We start from the raw sequence: 18610 nt of genomic DNA on the forward strand, positions 1-18610 counted from the left end.
GCTCATGCCGCGGCCGGCCGCGCCGCCTCGGAAGGCGCGCCCACGGGGGCCGGGACGAGCCGGGGCGGCGCGGCCTCGCGGCAGGCGCCCAGCACCGCCGACAGCGCCTCGTTCAGCGACGTCACCAGGAAGTCCGCCGAGGTCGCCCGGCGCAGCCGCTCCAGGGTCGCGGGATCGCGCTCGCGCCAGAAGCCGACCAGGATGCGGACACCCGGCACCGCGGCCCGGGCCTGCCGGACGGTGAACCGGATCTGCGACAGGCTGACCGGCTCCAGGTAGGAGAAGCAGATCAGCGCGAGGCCGTCCGGGTTCTGCGGCCGCTCGCCGGCGCGGATCGCCGCCATGGACAGGATCTGCGAGGCCAGCCCGTGGCGCGCGAGGATCTGGCTCAGCATCAGCGTCGCCGCCTCGTCGAACGGGCCGCGGCTCGACACGCACAGCACCGGCGTCTCGCCGCGCCAGTTGGGCGCGAGATCCTCGCGCTCGAGGACGATGCCGGCCACCTGCCGGTCGGGCCCGACGGCGGCGAGCGCCGCCGCGGTCTCGGTGTCGGGGCCGCGGCCGGATCCCCGCCGGGCGCGGCGCCCGACCGGCGCCGTGCCGAGGCGGTCCACCACCGTCCCGATCGCGGCACCGACCTCCGCCTGCCGTTCCCGATCCAGGGTGCCGCGGGACAGGTCCTCCTGTGCCAGCAGGAGGCCCGCGAGGGCGACCTCGTCGTAGTAGGTGACGAGGGCGCGCTCCTTCAGGAACTGCCAGCCCTGATCGATCGCCTCGACCGGGTCGCCGGCCAGCATGCGCTGGTAGAAGATCTCGGGCGGCGACAAGGCGGGCTGATCGCCGAGCAGCACGTCGAGGTACCAGAGCCGCTCCACGTGCCGGCCGAGCACAACGAGGCAGACGGTGAGGGGCGTGGCCAGCACGAGGCCGATCGGGCCCCACAGGAACGTCCAGATCGTCGCGGCCAGGATGACGGCGACCGGCGAGAGGCCGGTGGAGTGCCCGTAGAGCAGCGGCTCGATCACGTGGCCGCAGATCGGCTCGACCACGAGGAACAGGGCCGCGGTGGCGATCACCATGCTCCAGCCGGGATCGACGGCGGCCGCGAGGATCAGCGGCAGCAGGGCGCTGATCGCCGCGCCGATATAGGGCACGAACCGCAGGATCGCGGCGAGCACGCCGAAGAGGGTCGGGCTCGGCACGCCGATCAGCCAGAGGCCGATGCCGATCACCAGCCCGAAGGCGATGTTGAGGGCGAGCTGGGCCAGGAAGAACCGGCTCAGCCGGCTCGTGGCGTCGTCGATCGCCGCCGTCGTGCGCCGCAGGTCGCCCGAGCCGCCGGCGAGCCGGATCGCCCGGTTCCGCAGGTCCTCGCGCTGGAGCAGGATGAAGATCGTGAAGATCAGGATCAGGCCGGTCGTCGCCAGCGGGTGCAGGATCGGGCCGGCGAAGGTCTGAAGCGTGTCGACGACGCTCGCGCGGGCGGGGGTGAGCTCGACCGTGAGCGGGTGCGTGCGCGATCCCGGCTCGCCGCGGACCTCCGCGGCCGGCGGCGGCTGCAGGGTGGCGCTGAGATCCTGCACCATGTCGACGATCCGCGAGAGCGTGCCGGTCCCGGCCGTCGCCCCGCGCAGATCCTTGATCTTCGTGCGCATCACCTGCGTGTAGCGCGGCAGGTCGGAGGCGAGCTGGGACGCCTCGCTGGCGATCAGGCTGCCGATGCCGAACAGGGCGCCGAAGACGATCACCACGACCAGCAGGACCGCGGGCGCGCGGGGCACGCGCAGCCGCCGCAGCATCCGGACCGCCGGCACGAGGACGAAGCTCAGGAGGATCGCCAGCGTCACCGGCACGAGGATCTCGCGCCCGAGGTAGAGGGCCGCCATCGTGGCGACCACGAGGAGGAGCGACGCCAGCGCCACGAAGATCGGCAGGCCCTGCCGCAGGCGCTGGGCAGTGACGGGATCCTCGCTCACGGACACGCTCCACTCACATCAGGTCTCGGGGCCACAGATCTCGGGGCCGCGGGTCGCGCGTCCGCTGCCGGGTCAGCTCGCCTGCGCGGTCTCGCCCAGGGCGGCGCTGATCTGGCTGAGCAGCTTCGAGAAATCGACGGGCTTCGGGTGATAGTCGTCGCAGCCGGCCTGGATGGCCTTGTCGCGGTCGCCCGACATGGCGTGGGCCGTGAGCGCGATGATCGGGATCGCCCGGGTGTCGGTGCCGGATTTCAGCGTCCGGGCGACCGACCAGCCGTCGAGGACCGGCAGGTTCATGTCGAGGAGGATCACGTCGGGCTGGCCCGAGCGCGCCTGCCGGACGCCGGCCTCGCCGTCATGCGCGAGCATCACCTCGTAGCCGCGCCGCTTGAGGCGGCGCGAGAGGAAGTCCCAGATCTCTTCGTGGTCCTCGACCAGCAGAATCTTCGCCATCAGAACTCGTAACCCCCGGCTCGCGTCGTGCCGGTCGGAGGCCCAACGCGCGGCAACGCACAATCGCCCAACGTTCCTGCCGCGATTCCGGTCCCTGGAGAAGTGGCCTCCGGTCCGCGGTTGACCCGTCGGTCCGCGGGTAAGAGCGTGGACGCCAACGAATCGACAATCCTCGAACGGGGCGGAATGGCCAGTATGCCTGACATCGAGTTCTATCATTCGCCCAATACCCGCTCGTCGGGCGTCCGCGTGCTGCTCGAGGAACTCGGGGTCCCGTACCGGCTGCACGCGCTCAACATGCGCGCCGGCGAGCACCTCCAGGACGCCTATCGCGCCGTGAACCCGATGGCGAAGGTGCCGGCGATCCGCCACGGCGACGCCGTGGTGACCGAGCAGGCGGCCGTCTACCTCTACCTGGCCGACCTGTTCCCCGAGGCGGGGCTCGCCCCGGCACCGACCGAGCCCGACCGGGCCACCTACCTGCGCTGGATGGTGTTCTACGGCTCCTGCTTCGAGCCCGCGGTGGTCGACCGGTACCTGAAGCGGGAGCCGGGCCCGCGCGCCATGTCGGCCTACGCCGATTACGACAGCGTCATCGCTCGGGTGAAGGAGGCCCTGACGCCCGGCCCGTACCTGCTCGGCGCGCGCTTCAGCGCCGCCGACGTGCTGTGGGGCGGCGCCCTCGGCTGGACGACGGGCTTCGGCCTCGTCGCGCCCGACCCGGTGCTGGCGGCCTACGTGGAGCGCATCCGGTCCCGCCCGGCCTCGCGGAAGGTCGCGCCCGCGGACGCGCAGCTCGCCGAGGTGCACCAAGCGGCCGCGTCCGCCTGACCGCGGCCGGACTCTTGCTGGGGCTCGCGCCGGGGGCCGGCCCCGGCGCGCGGTCCGGTCTCCCGCCGCCGGCGCACCCCGCGGACGGCCCCTCGCGCGACCGGAACCCGTCGGCCCATGCGTCTGCTCGCTCCCCTCATCGCCGCGCTCCTCCTCGGCGCCCCCGCGGGGGCCGCGCGGGCCGCCGATCTCACCGGCACGCTCAGGAAGATCCACGACAGCAACAGGCTGGTCCTCGGCGTGCGCGATACCGCGACCCCGTTCAGCTACCTGGACCAGAACCAGAAGGTCGTCGGCTTCGCGGTCGACATCTGCCTGAGGATCGCCGACGCGGTGAAGCGCGAACTGAAGATGCCGGGCCTCGAGGTCGGGATGGAGTTCGTCAACTCCTCCTCCCGCATCCCGCTGATGACCAACGGCACGATCGATCTCGAATGCGGGACGACCACCAACAACGCCGAGCGCAAGAAGCAGGTGGACTTCACCAACACGCACTTCCTCACGGCGACCCGCTTCGTCTCCCGCAAGGACCAGCACATCGCCGGCCTGGACGACCTGCGCGGCAAGACGGTCTCGTCGGTCGCCGGCTCGACCAACATCCTGATGCTGATCAAGGCCAACAACGAGCGCAAGCTCGGCATCACGGTGATCGCCGCCAAGGACGTCCCGGAGGGGTTCCTCATGGTCGAGACCGGCCGGGCCTCGGCCTTCGTCATGGACGACGTGCAGCTCAGCGTGGTCGCGGCCCAGTCCAAGGAGCCCGCCGCCTACGTGGTCAGCGAGGAGACCCTGTCCAATCCGGAGCCCTACGGGATCATGCTGCGCAAGGACGACCCGGCCTTCAAGGCGGTGGTCGACCGGGCGACGGCCGATCTCTACCGGAGCCCCGAGATCACGGTGCTCTACGACCGCTGGTTCCTGAAGCCCGTGCCGCCGCGCGGCCTCAACTACAACGTGCCGCTGTCGTCGGCCCTGCGCTGGGCCTTCGCGCACCCGACCGACAATTCGGATCCCGCGTTCTACGCGCACTGATCTGTCGCGCGGCGGGGTTCCGCTCCGGCGAGGGAGATGCGATGCCGCGGGTCTGATCCCGCCCGCGTCGCGAAGCGTGCCATGACCGACAGCACAGAGCCGGCTCTCCCGTCCAGCGCGGCCGTCGCCGCGCCGCCGGCCACGTCGATCCCGCGCCTGATCGTCGTGCTGGCCTGCGCGGGGTTCGGCAGCACCTTCGCGCTCCGCTCGGTCGAGCCCCTCGTCGGCGTGCTCGCCCGGGATCTCGCGAGCGACGCCCACACGGTGGCGCTCCTCTCCACCGCCTTCGCGCTGCCCTACGCGTTCATTCAGCCGGTGCTCGGCCCGATCGGCGACGCGCTCGGCAAGGAGCGGGTGATGAGCACCTGCCTCGCGGTGCTCGCCGTGGCGCTGACCCTGTGCAGCGTCGCGCCGGATATCGGCAGCCTGTTCGGCCTGCGCATGCTGGCGGGGGCGGCCGCGGGCGGCTGCATCCCACTCTCGCTGGCCCTCCTGGGCGACCGCGTGCCGATGGAGGGTCGCCAGGTGGCGATCGGGCGCTTCCTCGTGGCGGTGATCCTCGGCCAGCTCTCGGGCTCGACCTTCGCGGGTCTGATCGAGGCGGCGATCGGCTGGCGCGGCGTCTTCGCGGTCACCGCCGCGGTGGCCGCCCTGGCCTGCGCGGCGACCGTCCTCGGCTTCGACCGGGCCGGCCGGGCCTCGGCCCGCCGCCCCGCCTTCGGCGAGGCGGTGACGCGCTACCGCACGATCCTGGGCAATCCCCGGGCGCGGGTGCTGTTCTCGGCGGTGTTCATCGAGGCCATCGCGATCTTCGGCGTGTTCCCGCACCTCGCCCCGCTGATCGAGGCGCGGGGGGAGGGCGGCCCGCGCGAGGCCGGGCTGGTGCTGGCGGGGTTCGCGGTCGGCGGCCTGCTCTACTCGGCCCTGGTCGGGCTGCTGGTGCGGCTGCTCGGCCTGCCGCGGATGCTGATCGGCGGCGGCCTGATCTGCGGCGCGTCGCTCACCGTGGTCGGGCTCGCGGGCTCCTGGCAGGTCGACTGCGCCGCGCTCACCGCCATGGGCCTGGGCTTCTACATGCTGCACAACACCTACCAGACGCAGGTCACCGAGGTCGCGCCCAAGGCCCGCGCCTCCGCGGTGGCGCTCCACGCCTTCTCGTTCTTCTGCGGCCAGGCGCTCGGCGTCGCGGTGATCGGGCAGGCGCTGCTCCGGTTCGGGCAGCTCGGGGCCCTGCTCGGATGCGCCGTCACCATCCTGGCGCTCGGGATCGCCACCGCCATCGCCCTGCGGCAGAAGCCGGGACCAGTCCCGTTTACCGGCTGAGCGCGCCTTTTCCCGGACGCCCGCAACGCACTGGAAGGCGATCCGGGAACCAGCACACGAAGCGCCGCGAAAGCGGCACCGCATATCGACGCTTCGCGACGTTTCGCGCTGGATCCCGGGTCGCATTCCGCTGGTGCTCCATGCGCCCGGGAAAGGGCATGGTGCTCGGACGATTCAAAGCGGCGTCCAGCCGGTCCATGGTTTTCCGACAGTAAGTCTGAACCGCGCGAGGTCGTCCTTGCGAGCGCAGCGAAGCAATCCAGTGTCGCGCCACGCCTCCCGATGTCGCGCTGCTCTGGGTCGCTTCGCTACGCTCGCGATGACGCGGAGCAGCTCTCAGACCCGCCCCATCGCCAGCCCCTTCAGGTCGAAGTCCGGATCGGCCGCCTGGTCGGGCGTCAGCGGCGTCCCGGCCGCGAGCAGGCGCCGCGCGATCATGTGATCGCCCGCGCGGTCGACGGATTCCACCGCGCTCAGGCGCCCGTCGCGGAAGCGGAAGACCGAGAACGCGTCGCCGGTCCCGCGGACGACGCCGGCATCGCGGGGTCCCGACAGGCCCGCGATCTGCAGCTTGTGCGGACCCTGGTCGCTCCAGAACCACGGCAGCGCGCCGTAGGCGGCGGGCTTGCCGGTGAGGCGCCCCGCGAGGCAGCGGCCCTGGTCGATGGCGTTCTGCACGGACTCGATCCGCACCGTCCCGTCCGGCGTCAGCCCGTGGGCGAAGGGGATCGGGAAGCGGGCGCAGTCGCCGATCGCCGAGATGGCCGGGTCGGGCGTCGCCAGGAACGCGTCGACCCGCACGCCGTCCTCGGCCGGCAGGCCGGCCTCCGCGGCGAGTTCCCGGTTCGGCAGGACGCCGATCCCGACGAGGATCAGGTCGGCCGCGCGTTCGCTTCCGTCCGCCAGGGCGACGCCGGTGGCGCGGCCGTCCCGCCCGACGATCGCCGTCACGCCGGCCCCGAAGGCGAAGCGCACGCCCATCGCGGCGTGGGCGCGGCGGAAGAATTCGCCCATCTCGGACGAGACCGCCCGGGCCATGGGCCGCTCGGCCGCCTCGATCACCGTCACCGGGAGGCCGCGCGCGGCCGCGACGGCGGCGAATTCGAGACCGATGAAGCCGGCCCCGATGACCACGATCGCCCGGGCCTCGGCGACTGCCGCCTTCAGGGCGTCGGCATCGGCGAGGCCGCGCAACTGGCGCACGCCCGCGAGTTCGGCGCCCGGGACCGGCAGGGGGCGGTTGCGCGCGCCGGTGGCGAGCACGAGGTGGTCGTAGGGGAGGTCGGTGCCGTCCGAGAGCTGCAGGCGGCGCGCGTCCCGGTCGACCGCGACGGCGCGGAGCCCCGGGCGGTGCGCGATGGCGTGCTCGGCGAAGAAGCCGGGCGGGCGCAGGAACAGGCCCTCCCGGTCGGTCTTCCCGGCGAGGTAGGCCTTCGAGAGCGGCGGCCGCTGGTAGGGCAGGGCGGTCTCGTCGCCCACCAGGGTGATCGGGTCGCGGAACCCGCCCTCCCGCAGGGACGCGGCGAGCTGGAAGCCGGCCTGCCCGGCCCCGGCCACGACGACGCCGGCAGCGGCGCTCACGCCTTGGCTCCCGCCAGCACCAGACCGCTCTGGGCGACGCCCGGCAGGCAGCGCGCGCCCTCCGACATCAGGTAGGACCAGACCGCGGAGGCGGCCGGACCCAGCACCTTGTCGGCGCGCCGGACCGCGTACCAGTCGCGCCGGATCGGCAGGCCCCTGACGTTGAGGAGGACGAGGCGCCCGCTCTCCAGCTCGGCCGCCACGGAGTGCACCGAGAGCAGCGCGATCCCGAGCCCGGCCATCACCGCCTGCTTGATGGTCTCGTTCGACCCGGTGTCGATGTCCAGCGGCGCCCGCTTGACCAGGACGCCGCTCATGAACTCCTCGAAGACCATGCGGGTGCCCGAGCCCTCTTCGCGGAGGAAGAACGGCTGGTCCGCGAGGTCCTCGCGGTTCAGGTCGGTCCGGCCCGCCAGGGGGTGGCCGGGCGGCGCGATCAGCACGATCGGGTGCGGCCCGAAGGTGGCGGCCTCGATCGGGAAGTCCCGGGGCGGGCGGCCCATCAGGGCGAAGTCGATCTCGTAGCCGCGCAGCGCCTCCACGGTCTGGCCGCGGTTGCGCACCGACAGGCTGATCTCAACGCCGGGATGCTTCTTGACGAAGCCCGCGATCACCTGCGGGGCGAAGTACTTGGCGGTGGAGACGACGCCGAGCGCCACGCGGCCGCCCTCCGCGCCGCGCAGGGTGCGCAGGCGGTCCGTGCAGGTCTCCAGCACCGTGTTGATGCTGTCGATCGCCCAGAGCATCTCGCGGCCGGCATCCGTCGGCTTGAGGCCCCCCGGCGTCCGGTCGAACAGCAGCAGCCCGGCCTCCTCCTCCAGCTGGCGGATGCGCGCGTAGAGGGCGGCCGAGGTGACGTTCAGCTCCTGCGCAGCCCGGGTCATGGTGCCGAGGCGGGCCACGGCAGCGACCGCCTGAAGCTGCTTGAGAGAGAGGTTGCGCATGGCGGACATCTCGTTTTTTTCGTCCTATGGCACAAGATCGCACAGAAATCTTGAAGGCCCCGCCGCGGGTTCCTGTCGATCCGGAGACAGAGACCGCTATCTTGGCAGCCAAGCGGCCGCTACAGAGCCGGCGCGGAACGCGCGATCCCCGCGAACGGGATCCGAGCAGGAGGAGTAGGCCGATGGCAATTTCAGCGGCGATCGGGACGCCCCTCGAGACCTGCCTGGCGCAGGCCGTGGACGCCAATCCGGCGCTGAAGGACGCCGCCGCGGTGATCGCGGCCGTGGCGCGGTCGGCGGTGGAGATCAGCGAGCGGATCGGGCGCGGCGCGCTCAGCGGCGACCTCGCGGCGGCCGGCGATCACAACAGCGACGGCGACGTCCAGAAGGCCCTCGACGTCATCGCTCACGAGAGCGTGACCGCGGCGCTGCGGGGCGCGCCGGTCGCCGAGGTCGCCTCCGAGGAGGCCGAGGAGGTGATGCGTCTGAACCCGGACGCCCCGCTCGCCGTCGCCATCGACCCCCTCGACGGCTCCTCCAACATCGGCGTGAACATGGCCGTCGGCATGATCTTCGGCATCCGGCCGTCGATCAAGGATCCGGCGAATCCGCTGGCCTCGTTCACCACCCCCGGCTCGACGCAGATCGCCGCGGGCTTCGTCACCTACGGCCCGGCCACGGCGCTGATCCTGACGCTCGGCGAGGGCACCCAGTCCTACGTGCTCGACCGCGCCGAGGGCCGGTTCAAGCTGACGAACCCGGCGATGTCGGTGCCGGCCTCCACCAAGGAATTCGCCATCAACGCCTCCAACGCTCGGCACTGGGACGCGCCGGTGAAGGCCTATATCGAGGATTGCCAGCGCGGCACCGAGGGGCCGCGCGACAAGGACTACAACATGCGCTGGCTCGCCTCGCTGGTGGCCGACATCCAGCGCGTGCTGAACCGCGGCGGCGTGTTCCTCTACCCGGGCGACGCCCGGAAGAACTACGCCCGCGGCCGCCTGCGGCTGCTCTACGAGGTCGCGCCCGTGGCCATGCTGGTCGAGCAGGCCGGCGGCGCGGCGACCGACGGCCAGACGCGGATCCTCGACCTCGTGGCCACCGGGATCCACGAGCGCGCGCCGCTGGTCTGCGGCTCCACCGAGGAAGTGGCGTGCGTCGCCACCTACTATGCCGGCGGCAAGCCCGATGCCGGCCGCTCGCCGCTCTTCGGCCAGCGCGGCCTGATGCGGTCATAGCCGCACCGTGAAGTCGTAAAGGCATGTCGGCGCGGCACCCCATCATCTCGGTGACCGGCTCCTCCGGGGCCGGGACCACCTCGGTGCGCAACACCTTCGAGCAGATCTTCCGCCGCGAGGACGTGCGGGCGGTCTTCATCGAGGGTGACGGCTTCCACGCCTTCGACCGCGACACGATGCGGGCGATGATGGCGAACGAGCCGACGCTGTCCCACTTCGCGCCGCGGGCCAACCTCCTGCCCGAGCTGGAGGCGGTGTTCCGCAGCTACGCCGAGTCCGGCACCGGCCGGACCCGTCACTACGCCCACGACCAGCACGACGCGCAGGCCTACGGCATCCCGGAGGGCAGCTTCTCGGACTGGGAGACGTTCCCGCCCGATTCCGACCTCCTGTTCTACGAGGGCCTGCACGGCTGCGTGGCCGACCCGGACGTCGACATCGCCCGCTACGCCGACCTGAAGATCGGCGTCGTGCCGGTGATCAACCTCGAATGGATCCAGAAGCTGCACCGGGACCGCTCGTTCCGCGGCTACTCCACCGAGGCGGTGACCGACGTGATCCTGCGGCGCATGCCCGACTACGTGCAGACCATCTGCCCGCAATTCTCGTTCACCGACATCAACTTCCAGCGGGTGCCGACGGTCGACACGTCGAACCCGTTCATCGCCCGCTGGATTCCCACCGCCGACGAATCGATGGTCGTGATCCGCTTCAAGGACCCGAAGGGGATCGACTTCTCGTATCTCGTCTCCATGATTCACGACAGTTTCATGAGCCGGGCCAACTCCATCGTGATCCCCGGCGGCAAGCTCGACCTGGCGATGCAGCTGATCCTGACGCCGATGATCATGCAGCTCGTCGAGCGCCGCCGCCGGCTGGCCTGAGCCGACCCCGAAAGCCTCCCATGCTCGCACCCGTCATCGCCCCGTCGATCCTGTCCGCCGACTTCTCGAAGCTGGCCGAGGAGACCCGCGCCGTGGACGCGGCCGGGGCCGACTGGATCCATCTCGACGTGATGGACGGGCATTTCGTGCCCAACATCACCTTCGGGCCGCCGGTGGTGAAAGCGCTCCGGCCGCACACGCAGAAGTACTTCGACGTGCACCTGATGATCGCGCCGGCCGATCCGTACCTCGCGGCCTTCGCGCAGGCGGGGGCCGACGGCATCACGGTCCACGCCGAGGCCGGGCCGCACATCCACCGCTCGCTCCAGACCATCCGCGACCTCGGCAAGCGCGCCGGCGTGGCGATCAACCCGGGCACGCCGGCCGCCATGGTCGAGCCGGTGCTCGACCTCGTGGATCTCGTGCTGGTGATGACCGTCAATCCCGGCTTCGGCGGCCAGAGCTTCATCAAGGGCGCCATGGAATCGGTGGCGCGGGTGCGCGCCATGGTGGCGGGCCGGGACATCCGCATCCAGGTCGACGGCGGGATCGACCCCGAGACGGTCAAGGTCGCGAGCCGCGCCGGCGCCGACACGTTCGTGGCCGGCAACGCGGTGTTCAGCGGCGGCCCGGGCGCCTACGCCGAGCGCATCGCGGCGATCCGCGAGGGCGCGGAGGGCGCCTCCGGTCGCGACCTGTCGTGCTGAGGGCGCTGATCTTCGACGTCGACGGGACCCTCGCCGAGACCGAGGACCTGCACCGGCAGGCGTTCAACCGCGCCTTCGCGGAACTCGGCCTGCCCTGGCGGTGGGACGAGGCGCTCTACGCCGACCTGCTGGCCGTCATGGGCGGCAAGGAGCGGCTCGCCCACTACATCGACACCGAGCACCCGGCGGAAGCCGCCGCGCTCCACGCCCGCGCGCCGGAGATCCACGCCATCAAGACGCGCGCCTACGGCGACCTCGTCGCGCGGAACGGCCTGCCGCTGCGCCCCGGGATCGCCCGGCTGATCGCCGAGGCCCGGGCCGCGGGAATCCGGCTCGCGGTGGCCACCACGACGAGCCGCCCGAACGTCGACCGGCTCCTCGCCGCCAATTTCCCGCCGGACGCAGCGCCCTTCGACGTGATCGCGGCCGGCGACGAGGCGAGCCGCAAGAAGCCCGCCCCCGACGTGTTCCTGCTGGCGCTCGCCGGCCTGGAGATCCCGGCCTCCGAGGCGGTGGCCTTCGAGGATTCGGCCGCCGGCATCAGCTCGGCCCGGGCCGCCGGGCTGCCGGTCCTGGCGACCCGGAGCCGCTACACCGAGAGCCACCGGCTCGACGGCGCCTTCTCGGCCGTCTCGGATCTCGGCGAGCCGGACCGGCCGCACCGGCACCTCGCGGGCGTCGAATGGCCGGGCGGGGTCGTGGATCTGGCCTCCCTGATCCGGTGGCACGAATCCCAGGACGGTCAGAGCGTGCCAGCCCAGGCGATGGGCACGAGCCGGTAGCCCGGTCCGTCCCGTTCCACGTGGCCGAGCGACGGGAAGGGGAAGTGGTAGCCGACCACGAGGGCCCTCTCGGACGCGGCCGTGTCGTAGAAGCGGTGGCGCGTCGCCTGGGCCTGATCGGCGTCGTGATCGTACATCACGTGCCAGTCCGGGTGCTGCAGGAAGAAGGCCGGGATGTTGGTCACGTCGGACTGGATCAGCAGACGGTCCGCACCCGAGGCGACCGCGAAGGCCGTGTGGCCCGGCGTGTGGCCGGGGGCGGCGAGGGCGGTGATCCCGGGCACGATCTCCTCGTCCCACGCGAAGCTGCCGATCCGGTCCTTCAGGTCGCCGAGCACCCGGCGGGTGTTGGCGAAGTAGCCTTGCGTCACCGGGTCGGCGGCGCGGGCCATGTTGGCGTCGCTCATCCAGAACGCCCAGTCGGGTGCGGCGGCCCGGATCTCGGCGTTCGGGAAGGCGAGGGAGCCGTCCGCCCGCTTGAGGCCGTTCGTGTGGTCGGGATGGAGGTGCGAGAGCAGGACGAGGTCGATGTCCTCGGGCCTGATCCCGGCCGCCGCGAGGTTCGCCGCGAGGCGGCCGACGGGCGCGCCCGGCACCGGGCCGTTGCCGGTATCGATCAGGACGAGCTTCGCGCCCGTGTTGATCAGCGTCGGGTTGAACGGCACCGTCACCTGGCCGGGGGGCATGTAGGCCGCCCGCGCGGCGCCGAGCGCCTCGTCCCGGGGAACGTTGCGCACGAAGCGGTCCGGCATCGGGAAGCTGCGCGCCCCGTCGTTGAGGATCGTGACCTCGCAGCTGCCGACGCGCGTCCGGTAGAGGCCCGGCGCCTGCGCTCCGCCGAAGGGTGCGGTGGCGCGGGCGCGGCCGCCGAGACCCAGGACGGCCCCTCCCGCGAGCGCGGCCCGCACCAGATCGCGACGGTTCGTGCCCGGCATCGGATCCTCCTTGAAACCCGCGTTGGCCCGTGGCCTAGCGTCGGCCCGGCCGGCGATCGGCGCGGGCGTCCGCCCGCCCGTGCGCCTCGGTGGCGAACAGCATCGTCCCGGCCACGAGGCCGAGCGCGGCCGCGATCCCGAACTTGAGCCAGCGCGGGTCGGCCGCCGCGACGTCGCTGGTCGCGCGGGAGTCGAAGCGGCCGTGGGCGCCGGGATCGGTGTCCACCGGGTCGTAGAGGTTGTCGGGTCGGTTCTTCTGCGCCTGCACGCCGGTCATCTCCCCGCGATAGCCGTGCCGGGCGAGGTAGCCGTCGATCCAGCCCGGGATCAGCATGTTTCCGATGATCGCCTTCCAGGCCGAGGCCCCGATCCACATTTCCCGGGGCGCGTCGTGCGCCGCCCGGAAGACGTGCCGGGCGATGGCCTCCGGCTGGTAGATCGGCGGCACCGGCTCGAGCTTGCGCGGTAGCCGCGAGCGCGCCCAGTCGAATTGCGGCGTGTTCACGGCCGGAAGCTGTACCATCGTCAGGCGGACTCGGCTGCGGTCGTGGAGCAGTTCGCTGCGTAGGGAATCGACGAAGCCCCGCACGGCGGCCTTGGCGGCGCAGTAGCTCGCCTGGAGCGGGATCGACCGGTAGGCGAGCGCCGAGCCGACATGCACGATCGTGCCCCGGTCGCGCGGGACCATGTGGCGGAGGGCCGCCAGCGTGCCGTGCACCTGCCCCAGATAGGTCACCGCGGTGGCGCGGTGGAACTCGTCCGGGCTCGTCTCCTGAACGGGCGCGTAGACCGTCACCATCGCGTTGTTGACCCAGACGTCGATGCCGCTGAACGCCTCGGCCAGCGCGTCGGCGGCCTGGGCGACGGCCTCCGCGTCGGCGACGTCGGCCGCAAAGGCCAGGGCCCGGCCGCCGGCCCGCTCGACATCGCGGATCGTGCCCCTCAGCCCCGCCGGGCCGCGCGCGATCAGCCCCACGTTCCAGCCGTGCCGGGCGAATTCGTGGGCGACAGCCCGGCCGACGCCGGCGCTCGCGCCCGTGACCATGACCGTGCTGCGTCCGTTCCGGCTCGACATCGGGTTCCCAGCTGCGCGTGAAGTCCAGCGCCAACGCCCGAGACGGCGACTTTTTCCGCGGTCACGGGATTGCGAAGCCCGCGGGGCCGTGTCGGCCCGTGTCGCGCCGACCGGCAGCGGCCGCGTTGCTTCGTCCGAAGGCGGCGGCCTATATACGGCGCGACCTCACAGCCGCGACGGCGGGGTCCCGCACGCCCGCCCGCGCCAACGAACAAAAGTCCGAACCGTCATGGCAGGCCATTCGCAGTTCAAGAACATCATGCACCGGAAGGGCCGGGTGGACGCGGTCCGCTCGAAGGTGTTCGGCAAGCTCGCCCGCGAGATCACGGTGGCGGCCAAGCTCGGCACGCCCGACCCGGCGATGAACCCGCGCCTGCGCGCCGCGATCCTGGCGGCCCGCGCCGAGAACATGCCCAAGGACAATATCGAGCGCGCCATCAAGAAGGCCGCCGGCGCCGACGGCGAGAACTACGAGGACATCCGCTACGAGGGCTACGGGCCCGGCGGCGCCGCGCTGATCGTCGAGGCACAGACCGACAACCGCAACCGCACCGCCTCGGACGTGCGCTCGGCCTTCACCAAGTCCGGCGGCAGCCTCGCCGAGACCGGGGCCGTCGCCTTCATGTTCGACCGCGTCGGCGTGATCGCCTACCCGGCCTCCGTGGCCGACGCCGACACGATGCTGGAGGCGGCGATCGAGGCCGGCGCCGACGACGTCAGCTCCGGCGAGGACGGACACGAGGTCATCTGCGCCCAGGATTCCTACGGCGAGGTCACCAAGGCCCTCGAGGCGCGCTTCGGCGAGCCCGCGCGCACGGGCCTGATCTGGAAGGCGCAGAACACCATCAATGTCGACGACGAGACCGGCGAGAAGCTCATCCGCCTCGTCGAGGTGATCGAGGATCAGGACGACGTCCAGAACGTCTACGTGAACTTCGCCCTGTCGGACGCGCTGGTGGCCAAGCTGCAGGCGTGAGGGGCACGGCCGGCGAGCCGGGAACGGACTGTCCCGGTCGCAGCCATGCCGGGCGCGCTTGCGCTCCGGATCCCGCTCGGCAATCCCGGACTGGCGAATTCGGGGGTGGCGGCGTGTTCGCCCTCCGGAGTTCCGGGCTCGCCCGTCAGGCGCCCGCGGCTGCGAGTTCGGCCCCGAAGCGGTCCTGCGCGTAGCGCTCCACCGAGAAGGTGTCGTCGGGCAGCTGCACCATGAAGCGCTCGGCCACCTCGGTCAGCACGATGTCGGGCCGGACGCGCTCAATATACGGCCAGTCCAGCGAGGTGCTCCAGACGAAGTGCACCTCGCGGAACGTCTCGGCCAGCATGATCGTCAGCATGTACGGCATGACGTGCGAGAAGGAATCGCCGAACAAGACCAGCCGGCGCGGGTCGGTGGCCTTGGCGTTCCCGTAGATCACGTGCGCGCCGACATGCAGCGTGTGCAGCAGGCCGGCCTTCTCCCGGGCCTCGACGATCGGGCTGCCGTAGGTCCGGACCGCGTCCTGCTGCATCAGGACGGTGCGCGAGCGCGCCCGCCGGGGTGGATCGAAGGCGCTCCCCAGATCGCCGTCGTGGTCGGTCTCGAAGGACGGCCGCTCTCGCAGGTCCTGCCGCGGCTCGGCGCCCAGCGCCCGGCAGATCTCCGCGTAGGCGAGATAGCAGCCGTCGGCGGACCAGTGGGTGTCGGTCCGGCAGTAGAGGTCGGCCGCGTCGCGCTGCGCCCGCATCGGCGTCACCAGATCGATGCAGGTCTGCCGCCAGCGCTTCCGCCGGCGCCAGGCCGCGTACAGCCCGACCGGACCCGGGAAGCGGCCCGCCGGGGGCTCGCTGTGGAGGAGGCGGTAGGCCGGCGACGCGCCCGGCCGGATGGTGAGCCCGTCGAGCCGGTGATCGTAGATCATCAGCTTCTCCGGGGCGACGACGTGGCGGTACAGGATCCCCTGGGCGCGCAGGCGCCGCTCCCGCGTCGTCACGAGGCTGCGCCACTGCCAGATCAGCTCGGTCGTCTCCTCCGGCCGCTCGTACTGGCCGAGCACGTCGTTCGTGCCCGTCTTCAGGAACAGCCAGCCGTCCTGGCCGACATGGATGTGATCGGGCGTGCTCGAAGCCATGGCGCACTCGTGAGGCGGGTCGCCCTTCCGGCGGCCGCCGATGTCGAATTCGGCCGCAAGGCGCGGGATGCCGGAGCGGCGGCGGACCGGCAGAGTGCCGCACGCGTCATCCACCACCCGGCAGGCCCCGTCATGCCCCTCCTCAACGCCCGCGCCAAGCCGCATAGTACGGCTGCCATGAGCCCCGTTCCCGCGACAGACCCCGGCGATGCCGAGCGCTGGGCCGCCCTCGCCGCCCGCGACCCGCGGGCCGACGGCACCTTCGTGTACGCGGTCCGCACCACGGGCGTGTACTGCCGCCCGAGCTGCGGCGCGCGCGCGGCGCGGCCCGAGAATGTCAGCTTCCACCGGACCTGCGCCGAGGCCGAGGCTGCCGGCTTCCGGCCGTGCCGCCGCTGCCGCCCGGACGAGCCCGCCCTCGCCGAGCGCCGGGCCGAGGCGGTCGCCCGCGCCTGCCGCCTGATCGAGACGGCGGAGACGGTTCCGTCCCTCGCCGCGCTCGCCCGCGCCGCCGGCCTGAGCGCCTACCACTTCCACCGGGTGTTCAAGGACGCCACCGGCGTGACCCCCAGAGCCTACGCGGCCGCCCACCGCGCCGCCGCCGTGGCGCGGCGGCTGCCTGGGGCCGCCTCGGTGACGGAGGCGCTGTACGAGGCCGGCTACGCCGCCGCGAGCCGGTTCTACGCGGCGGGCGCGCCGCGCCTCGGCATGGCGCCCGCCGCCTACCGGACGGGCGGCGCGGGCCTGCGCATCCGGTTCGGCATCGGCGCCTGCAGCCTCGGCGCGATCCTCGTCGCCGCCACCGAGGCGGGCGTCTGCGCGATCCTCCTCGGGGACGCGCCCGAGCCGCTCCTGCACGATTTCCAGGACCGCTTCCCCGCCGCGGAGATCGAGGGCGGCGACCCGGCCTTCGAGGGCTGGATGGCGCGGGTCATCGGGCTCGTCGAGGCGCCGGGCAGCGGCCTCGACCTGCCCCTCGACATCCGCGGGACGGCGTTCCAGCAGCGGGTCTGGACGGCGCTGCGCAAGATCCCGGTGGGATCCACCGCGACCTACGCGGAGATCGCCCGGGCGATCGGCCTGCCGACGGCGACGCGCGCGGTCGCGCAGGCCTGCGGGGCGAACCCGGTCGCGGTGGCCATCCCCTGCCACCGCGTCGTGCGCTCGGACGGTGCCCTGTCGGGCTATCGCTGGGGCGTCGCGCGCAAGCGCGCGCTGCTCGACCGGGAGGCGGAGGCCTGAAGTCCCGCGCTTCCGGTGCTCCGTGCGGTCTGCCCCAGGGCCGTTCCCTTTCGTAGTGCGACGGTCCGGAGGAAAGGTGCCTCCGGTCGAGACAGCCGCGACTTGCCCCGCTCCCGAGCGGGAGAGGGGAACCGCGCCTCGCTCAAGACAGGCTCGGCGATCGTCACTGTCCCGACGTGGCCGGGGGCGGCGCTAGCGTCGACCGCCGCCAGGGCCGCCGAAACCGCCGCCGCCCGGGCCCGGGCCGGGGCCCCCGGGCGGACCGCCGAAGCCCCCGGGGCCGCCCGGGAACGCCCCGGGGCCTGCCGGCGGCGTGCCGCCGAAGCCGCCGCGCGGCGCTCCGAATCCGCCGGTGCCCTCCGATCCGGGGACGACCGCGCCTCCCGGCCGGGTGTCGATCGCGGGGCCGCGCGGTTCGCCGATGCCGCCCAGGCCGCCCTGGCGGCCTCCGGGCTCGGCGCCGAAGCGGCCGGGCGCCTCGTCGGGGAGGTTGCGGAGGTCGAGCCGGTCGCGCTCCCGCTCGAACCGCGGGGCGTCCGGCCGCTGCGGCTCGGGCGCGATGCGGTCCTCGATCCGCAGCCGCTCCACCGTCAGGTCCCCGTCCCGCGCGATCGCCGCGGTCAGCACCGCCCGCACGCTCCCGGTGCGCGGAACCTGCGCGCCCGGACGACCCGCGACGGCGTAGCCCGCGCCGACGTCGAGCCTGCCGCTATCCCGGCCGATATAGGCCTCGATCGAGACCTGTTTCAGACCCGGCGGGAAGGGCAGACCGACCTGCGCGGCGTTGGTCACGGTGAGCACGCCGTTCGCCGCACGGCCCGTCACCAGGGCGCGCCGGCCCGGCGGCAGGGCGTCGGCGCCCGCGAGGCGGAGGCCGCCGATCCCGAGGCCGCCCGCGACCCGCCGCACCGGGCCGGCGACGCGGTCGGGCCCGGTGTCCCGCGGCTCGATCAGGCTCGCCACGATCACGCCGTCGGGCCGGCGCAGCCCGCTCACCGCGACCCGCGCGCCCGGCTGCCACGCGCCGCCGAGACCCGTGGTCGAGACCCGCTGGCCGAGCACTACGAGCCGCCCAGGCGCGACCGATTCCACCGTCCCGACCACTTCGCTCGTGACGTCGATCCGCCCCGTGGCGAGTCCGCCGCCCTCGGGCCGCGCCACCACGTGGACGACCTGACCGATCTTCAGGTCGGCGGCCTTCGCGGCCGTGCCGTCGATATGCACCTCCACCTCGGGCGGATAGGCAATGCGCAGGTCGTTGACGACGATCGAGCCGAAGCGTCGGATCGTGCCGATCACGCCGGTGCCGCCGATGCCGCGGTCGCCCTCGCCGAGGGGCCCGCTCTTCGGCTCGTCGGTCCGCATCATGCCGGTCCCGCCGATGCCCTGATCGCGCGGGGATTCCTGCGACCGGACGGTGCCGGGCAGCACGGTCGCGGCGCCCGCTAGCAGGCGCAGGACGAACCGGCGATTGAGCGTGGCGCGCACCGGCCGGCCTC

The 18610-nt window shown here is 72.8% G+C and carries 17 protein-coding genes; 9 read left to right on the forward strand and 8 right to left on the reverse strand.

Annotated elements, in window-relative coordinates; translation table 11 throughout:
- Window positions 1-2 precede the first annotated feature (2 nt).
- Together BMY19_RS08535 and BMY19_RS08540 are read right to left on the reverse strand one after the other, a co-directional pair.
- Entirely contained in the window at window positions 3-1976 is a 1974-nt protein-coding gene (locus BMY19_RS08535) for an AI-2E family transporter (RefSeq protein ID WP_042674354.1), read from the reverse strand.
- A gap of 72 nt (window positions 1977-2048) precedes the next feature.
- Complete coding sequence (locus tag BMY19_RS08540) at window positions 2049-2429, reverse strand: response regulator (protein ID WP_020092557.1); 381 nt, start codon at window positions 2427-2429, stop codon at window positions 2049-2051.
- A 195-nt stretch (window positions 2430-2624) separates the two neighbouring features.
- Here BMY19_RS08540 and BMY19_RS08545 point away from each other — a divergent pair, with 195 nt between their 5' ends.
- From BMY19_RS08545 to BMY19_RS08555, 3 genes are all read left to right on the forward strand, one after another.
- Window positions 2625-3260, forward strand: coding sequence for a glutathione S-transferase family protein (locus BMY19_RS08545; protein ID WP_100251438.1), 636 nt, complete (start codon window positions 2625-2627; stop codon window positions 3258-3260).
- 117 nt (window positions 3261-3377) lie between these two features.
- Entirely contained in the window at window positions 3378-4292 is a 915-nt protein-coding gene (locus BMY19_RS08550; RefSeq protein ID WP_091679432.1) for an amino acid ABC transporter substrate-binding protein, read from the forward strand.
- An 81-nt stretch (window positions 4293-4373) separates the two neighbouring features.
- Entirely contained in the window at window positions 4374-5615 is a 1242-nt protein-coding gene (locus BMY19_RS08555; protein ID WP_170862925.1) for an MFS transporter, read from the forward strand.
- 336 nt (window positions 5616-5951) lie between these two features.
- Here the strand turns inward: BMY19_RS08555 and BMY19_RS08560 are convergent, their stop codons facing one another.
- Both BMY19_RS08560 and BMY19_RS08565 read right to left on the reverse strand, forming a co-directional pair.
- The gene (locus BMY19_RS08560; protein ID WP_100251439.1) at window positions 5952-7196 is read right to left on the reverse strand and encodes an NAD(P)/FAD-dependent oxidoreductase; all 1245 of its coding nucleotides are present in this window, start codon (window positions 7194-7196) and stop codon (window positions 5952-5954) included.
- Window positions 7193-8140 carry a LysR family transcriptional regulator gene (locus BMY19_RS08565; RefSeq protein ID WP_026604832.1) on the reverse strand — a complete coding sequence of 316 codons (948 nt, stop codon included), beginning with the start codon at window positions 8138-8140 and terminating at the stop codon, window positions 7193-7195. Before BMY19_RS08565 ends, BMY19_RS08560 begins: the two co-directional genes overlap by 4 nt.
- A gap of 182 nt (window positions 8141-8322) precedes the next feature.
- Here BMY19_RS08565 and BMY19_RS08570 point away from each other — a divergent pair, with 182 nt between their 5' ends.
- From BMY19_RS08570 to BMY19_RS08585, 4 genes are read left to right on the forward strand one after another with little or no spacing between them, the layout of a single operon-like run.
- Entirely contained in the window at window positions 8323-9378 is a 1056-nt protein-coding gene (locus tag BMY19_RS08570) for a class 1 fructose-bisphosphatase (RefSeq protein ID WP_100251440.1), read from the forward strand.
- A 23-nt stretch (window positions 9379-9401) separates the two neighbouring features.
- Window positions 9402-10262: a phosphoribulokinase gene (locus BMY19_RS08575; RefSeq protein WP_091926233.1), complete on the forward strand. Its 861-nt coding sequence runs from the start codon at window positions 9402-9404 to the stop codon at window positions 10260-10262.
- A gap of 20 nt (window positions 10263-10282) precedes the next feature.
- The gene (rpe, locus tag BMY19_RS08580; RefSeq protein ID WP_091926234.1) at window positions 10283-10969 is read left to right on the forward strand and encodes a ribulose-phosphate 3-epimerase; all 687 of its coding nucleotides are present in this window, start codon (window positions 10283-10285) and stop codon (window positions 10967-10969) included.
- Window positions 10963-11751, forward strand: coding sequence for an HAD-IA family hydrolase (locus BMY19_RS08585; protein WP_091679422.1), 789 nt, complete (start codon window positions 10963-10965; stop codon window positions 11749-11751). Before rpe ends, BMY19_RS08585 begins: the two co-directional genes overlap by 7 nt.
- On the opposite strand, the gene BMY19_RS08590 is transcribed toward BMY19_RS08585, so the two are convergent.
- Window positions 11712-12686, reverse strand: coding sequence for an MBL fold metallo-hydrolase (locus tag BMY19_RS08590; RefSeq protein WP_100251441.1), 975 nt, complete (start codon window positions 12684-12686; stop codon window positions 11712-11714). The two genes, BMY19_RS08585 and BMY19_RS08590, sit on opposite strands and share 40 nt — an antisense overlap.
- 34 nt (window positions 12687-12720) lie before the next feature.
- Window positions 12721-13761, reverse strand: coding sequence for an SDR family oxidoreductase (locus BMY19_RS08595; RefSeq protein ID WP_100251442.1), 1041 nt, complete (start codon window positions 13759-13761; stop codon window positions 12721-12723).
- 229 nt (window positions 13762-13990) lie between these two features.
- On the opposite strand from BMY19_RS08595, the gene BMY19_RS08600 reads away from it, so the two are divergent.
- Window positions 13991-14737, forward strand: a complete 747-nt coding sequence (locus BMY19_RS08600) for a YebC/PmpR family DNA-binding transcriptional regulator (protein ID WP_056526849.1) — start codon at window positions 13991-13993, stop codon at window positions 14735-14737.
- A gap of 145 nt (window positions 14738-14882) precedes the next feature.
- Here the strand turns inward: BMY19_RS08600 and BMY19_RS08605 are convergent, their stop codons facing one another.
- Window positions 14883-15869 carry an alginate O-acetyltransferase AlgX-related protein gene (locus tag BMY19_RS08605; protein WP_091926237.1) on the reverse strand — a complete coding sequence of 329 codons (987 nt, stop codon included), beginning with the start codon at window positions 15867-15869 and terminating at the stop codon, window positions 14883-14885.
- 177 nt (window positions 15870-16046) lie between these two features.
- On the opposite strand from BMY19_RS08605, the gene ada reads away from it, so the two are divergent.
- The gene (ada, locus tag BMY19_RS08610; RefSeq protein WP_100251443.1) at window positions 16047-17111 is read left to right on the forward strand and encodes a bifunctional DNA-binding transcriptional regulator/O6-methylguanine-DNA methyltransferase Ada; all 1065 of its coding nucleotides are present in this window, start codon (window positions 16047-16049) and stop codon (window positions 17109-17111) included.
- Window positions 17112-17303: 192 nt separating this feature from the next.
- Here ada and BMY19_RS08615 read toward each other — a convergent pair whose 3' ends face one another.
- Complete coding sequence (locus BMY19_RS08615) at window positions 17304-18599, reverse strand: DUF5666 domain-containing protein (RefSeq protein ID WP_100251444.1); 1296 nt, start codon at window positions 18597-18599, stop codon at window positions 17304-17306.
- Window positions 18600-18610 lie beyond the last annotated feature (11 nt).

Source organism: Methylobacterium sp. UNC300MFChir4.1 (assembly GCF_900110155.1).
Classification (GTDB): Bacteria; Pseudomonadota; Alphaproteobacteria; order Rhizobiales; family Beijerinckiaceae; genus Methylobacterium.

Coding starts and splice junctions, on each gene's coding strand:
- BMY19_RS08555 (WP_170862925.1), top strand. CDS start 4,374: ATGACCGACAGCACAGAGCCGGCTCTCCCGTCCAGCGCGGCCGTCGCC.
- BMY19_RS08565 (WP_026604832.1), bottom strand. CDS start 8,140: ATGCGCAACCTCTCTCTCAAGCAGCTTCAGGCGGTCGCTGCCGTGGCC.
- BMY19_RS08575 (WP_091926233.1), top strand. CDS start 9,402: ATGTCGGCGCGGCACCCCATCATCTCGGTGACCGGCTCCTCCGGGGCC.
- BMY19_RS08550 (WP_091679432.1), top strand. CDS start 3,378: ATGCGTCTGCTCGCTCCCCTCATCGCCGCGCTCCTCCTCGGCGCCCCC.
- BMY19_RS08600 (WP_056526849.1), top strand. CDS start 13,991: ATGGCAGGCCATTCGCAGTTCAAGAACATCATGCACCGGAAGGGCCGG.
- BMY19_RS08545 (WP_100251438.1), top strand. CDS start 2,625: ATGCCTGACATCGAGTTCTATCATTCGCCCAATACCCGCTCGTCGGGC.
- rpe (WP_091926234.1), top strand. CDS start 10,283: ATGCTCGCACCCGTCATCGCCCCGTCGATCCTGTCCGCCGACTTCTCG.
- ada (WP_100251443.1), top strand. CDS start 16,047: ATGAGCCCCGTTCCCGCGACAGACCCCGGCGATGCCGAGCGCTGGGCC.
- BMY19_RS08540 (WP_020092557.1), bottom strand. CDS start 2,429: ATGGCGAAGATTCTGCTGGTCGAGGACCACGAAGAGATCTGGGACTTC.
- BMY19_RS08595 (WP_100251442.1), bottom strand. CDS start 13,761: ATGTCGAGCCGGAACGGACGCAGCACGGTCATGGTCACGGGCGCGAGC.
- BMY19_RS08605 (WP_091926237.1), bottom strand. CDS start 15,869: ATGGCTTCGAGCACGCCCGATCACATCCATGTCGGCCAGGACGGCTGG.
- BMY19_RS08570 (WP_100251440.1), top strand. CDS start 8,323: ATGGCAATTTCAGCGGCGATCGGGACGCCCCTCGAGACCTGCCTGGCG.
- BMY19_RS08590 (WP_100251441.1), bottom strand. CDS start 12,686: ATGCCGGGCACGAACCGTCGCGATCTGGTGCGGGCCGCGCTCGCGGGA.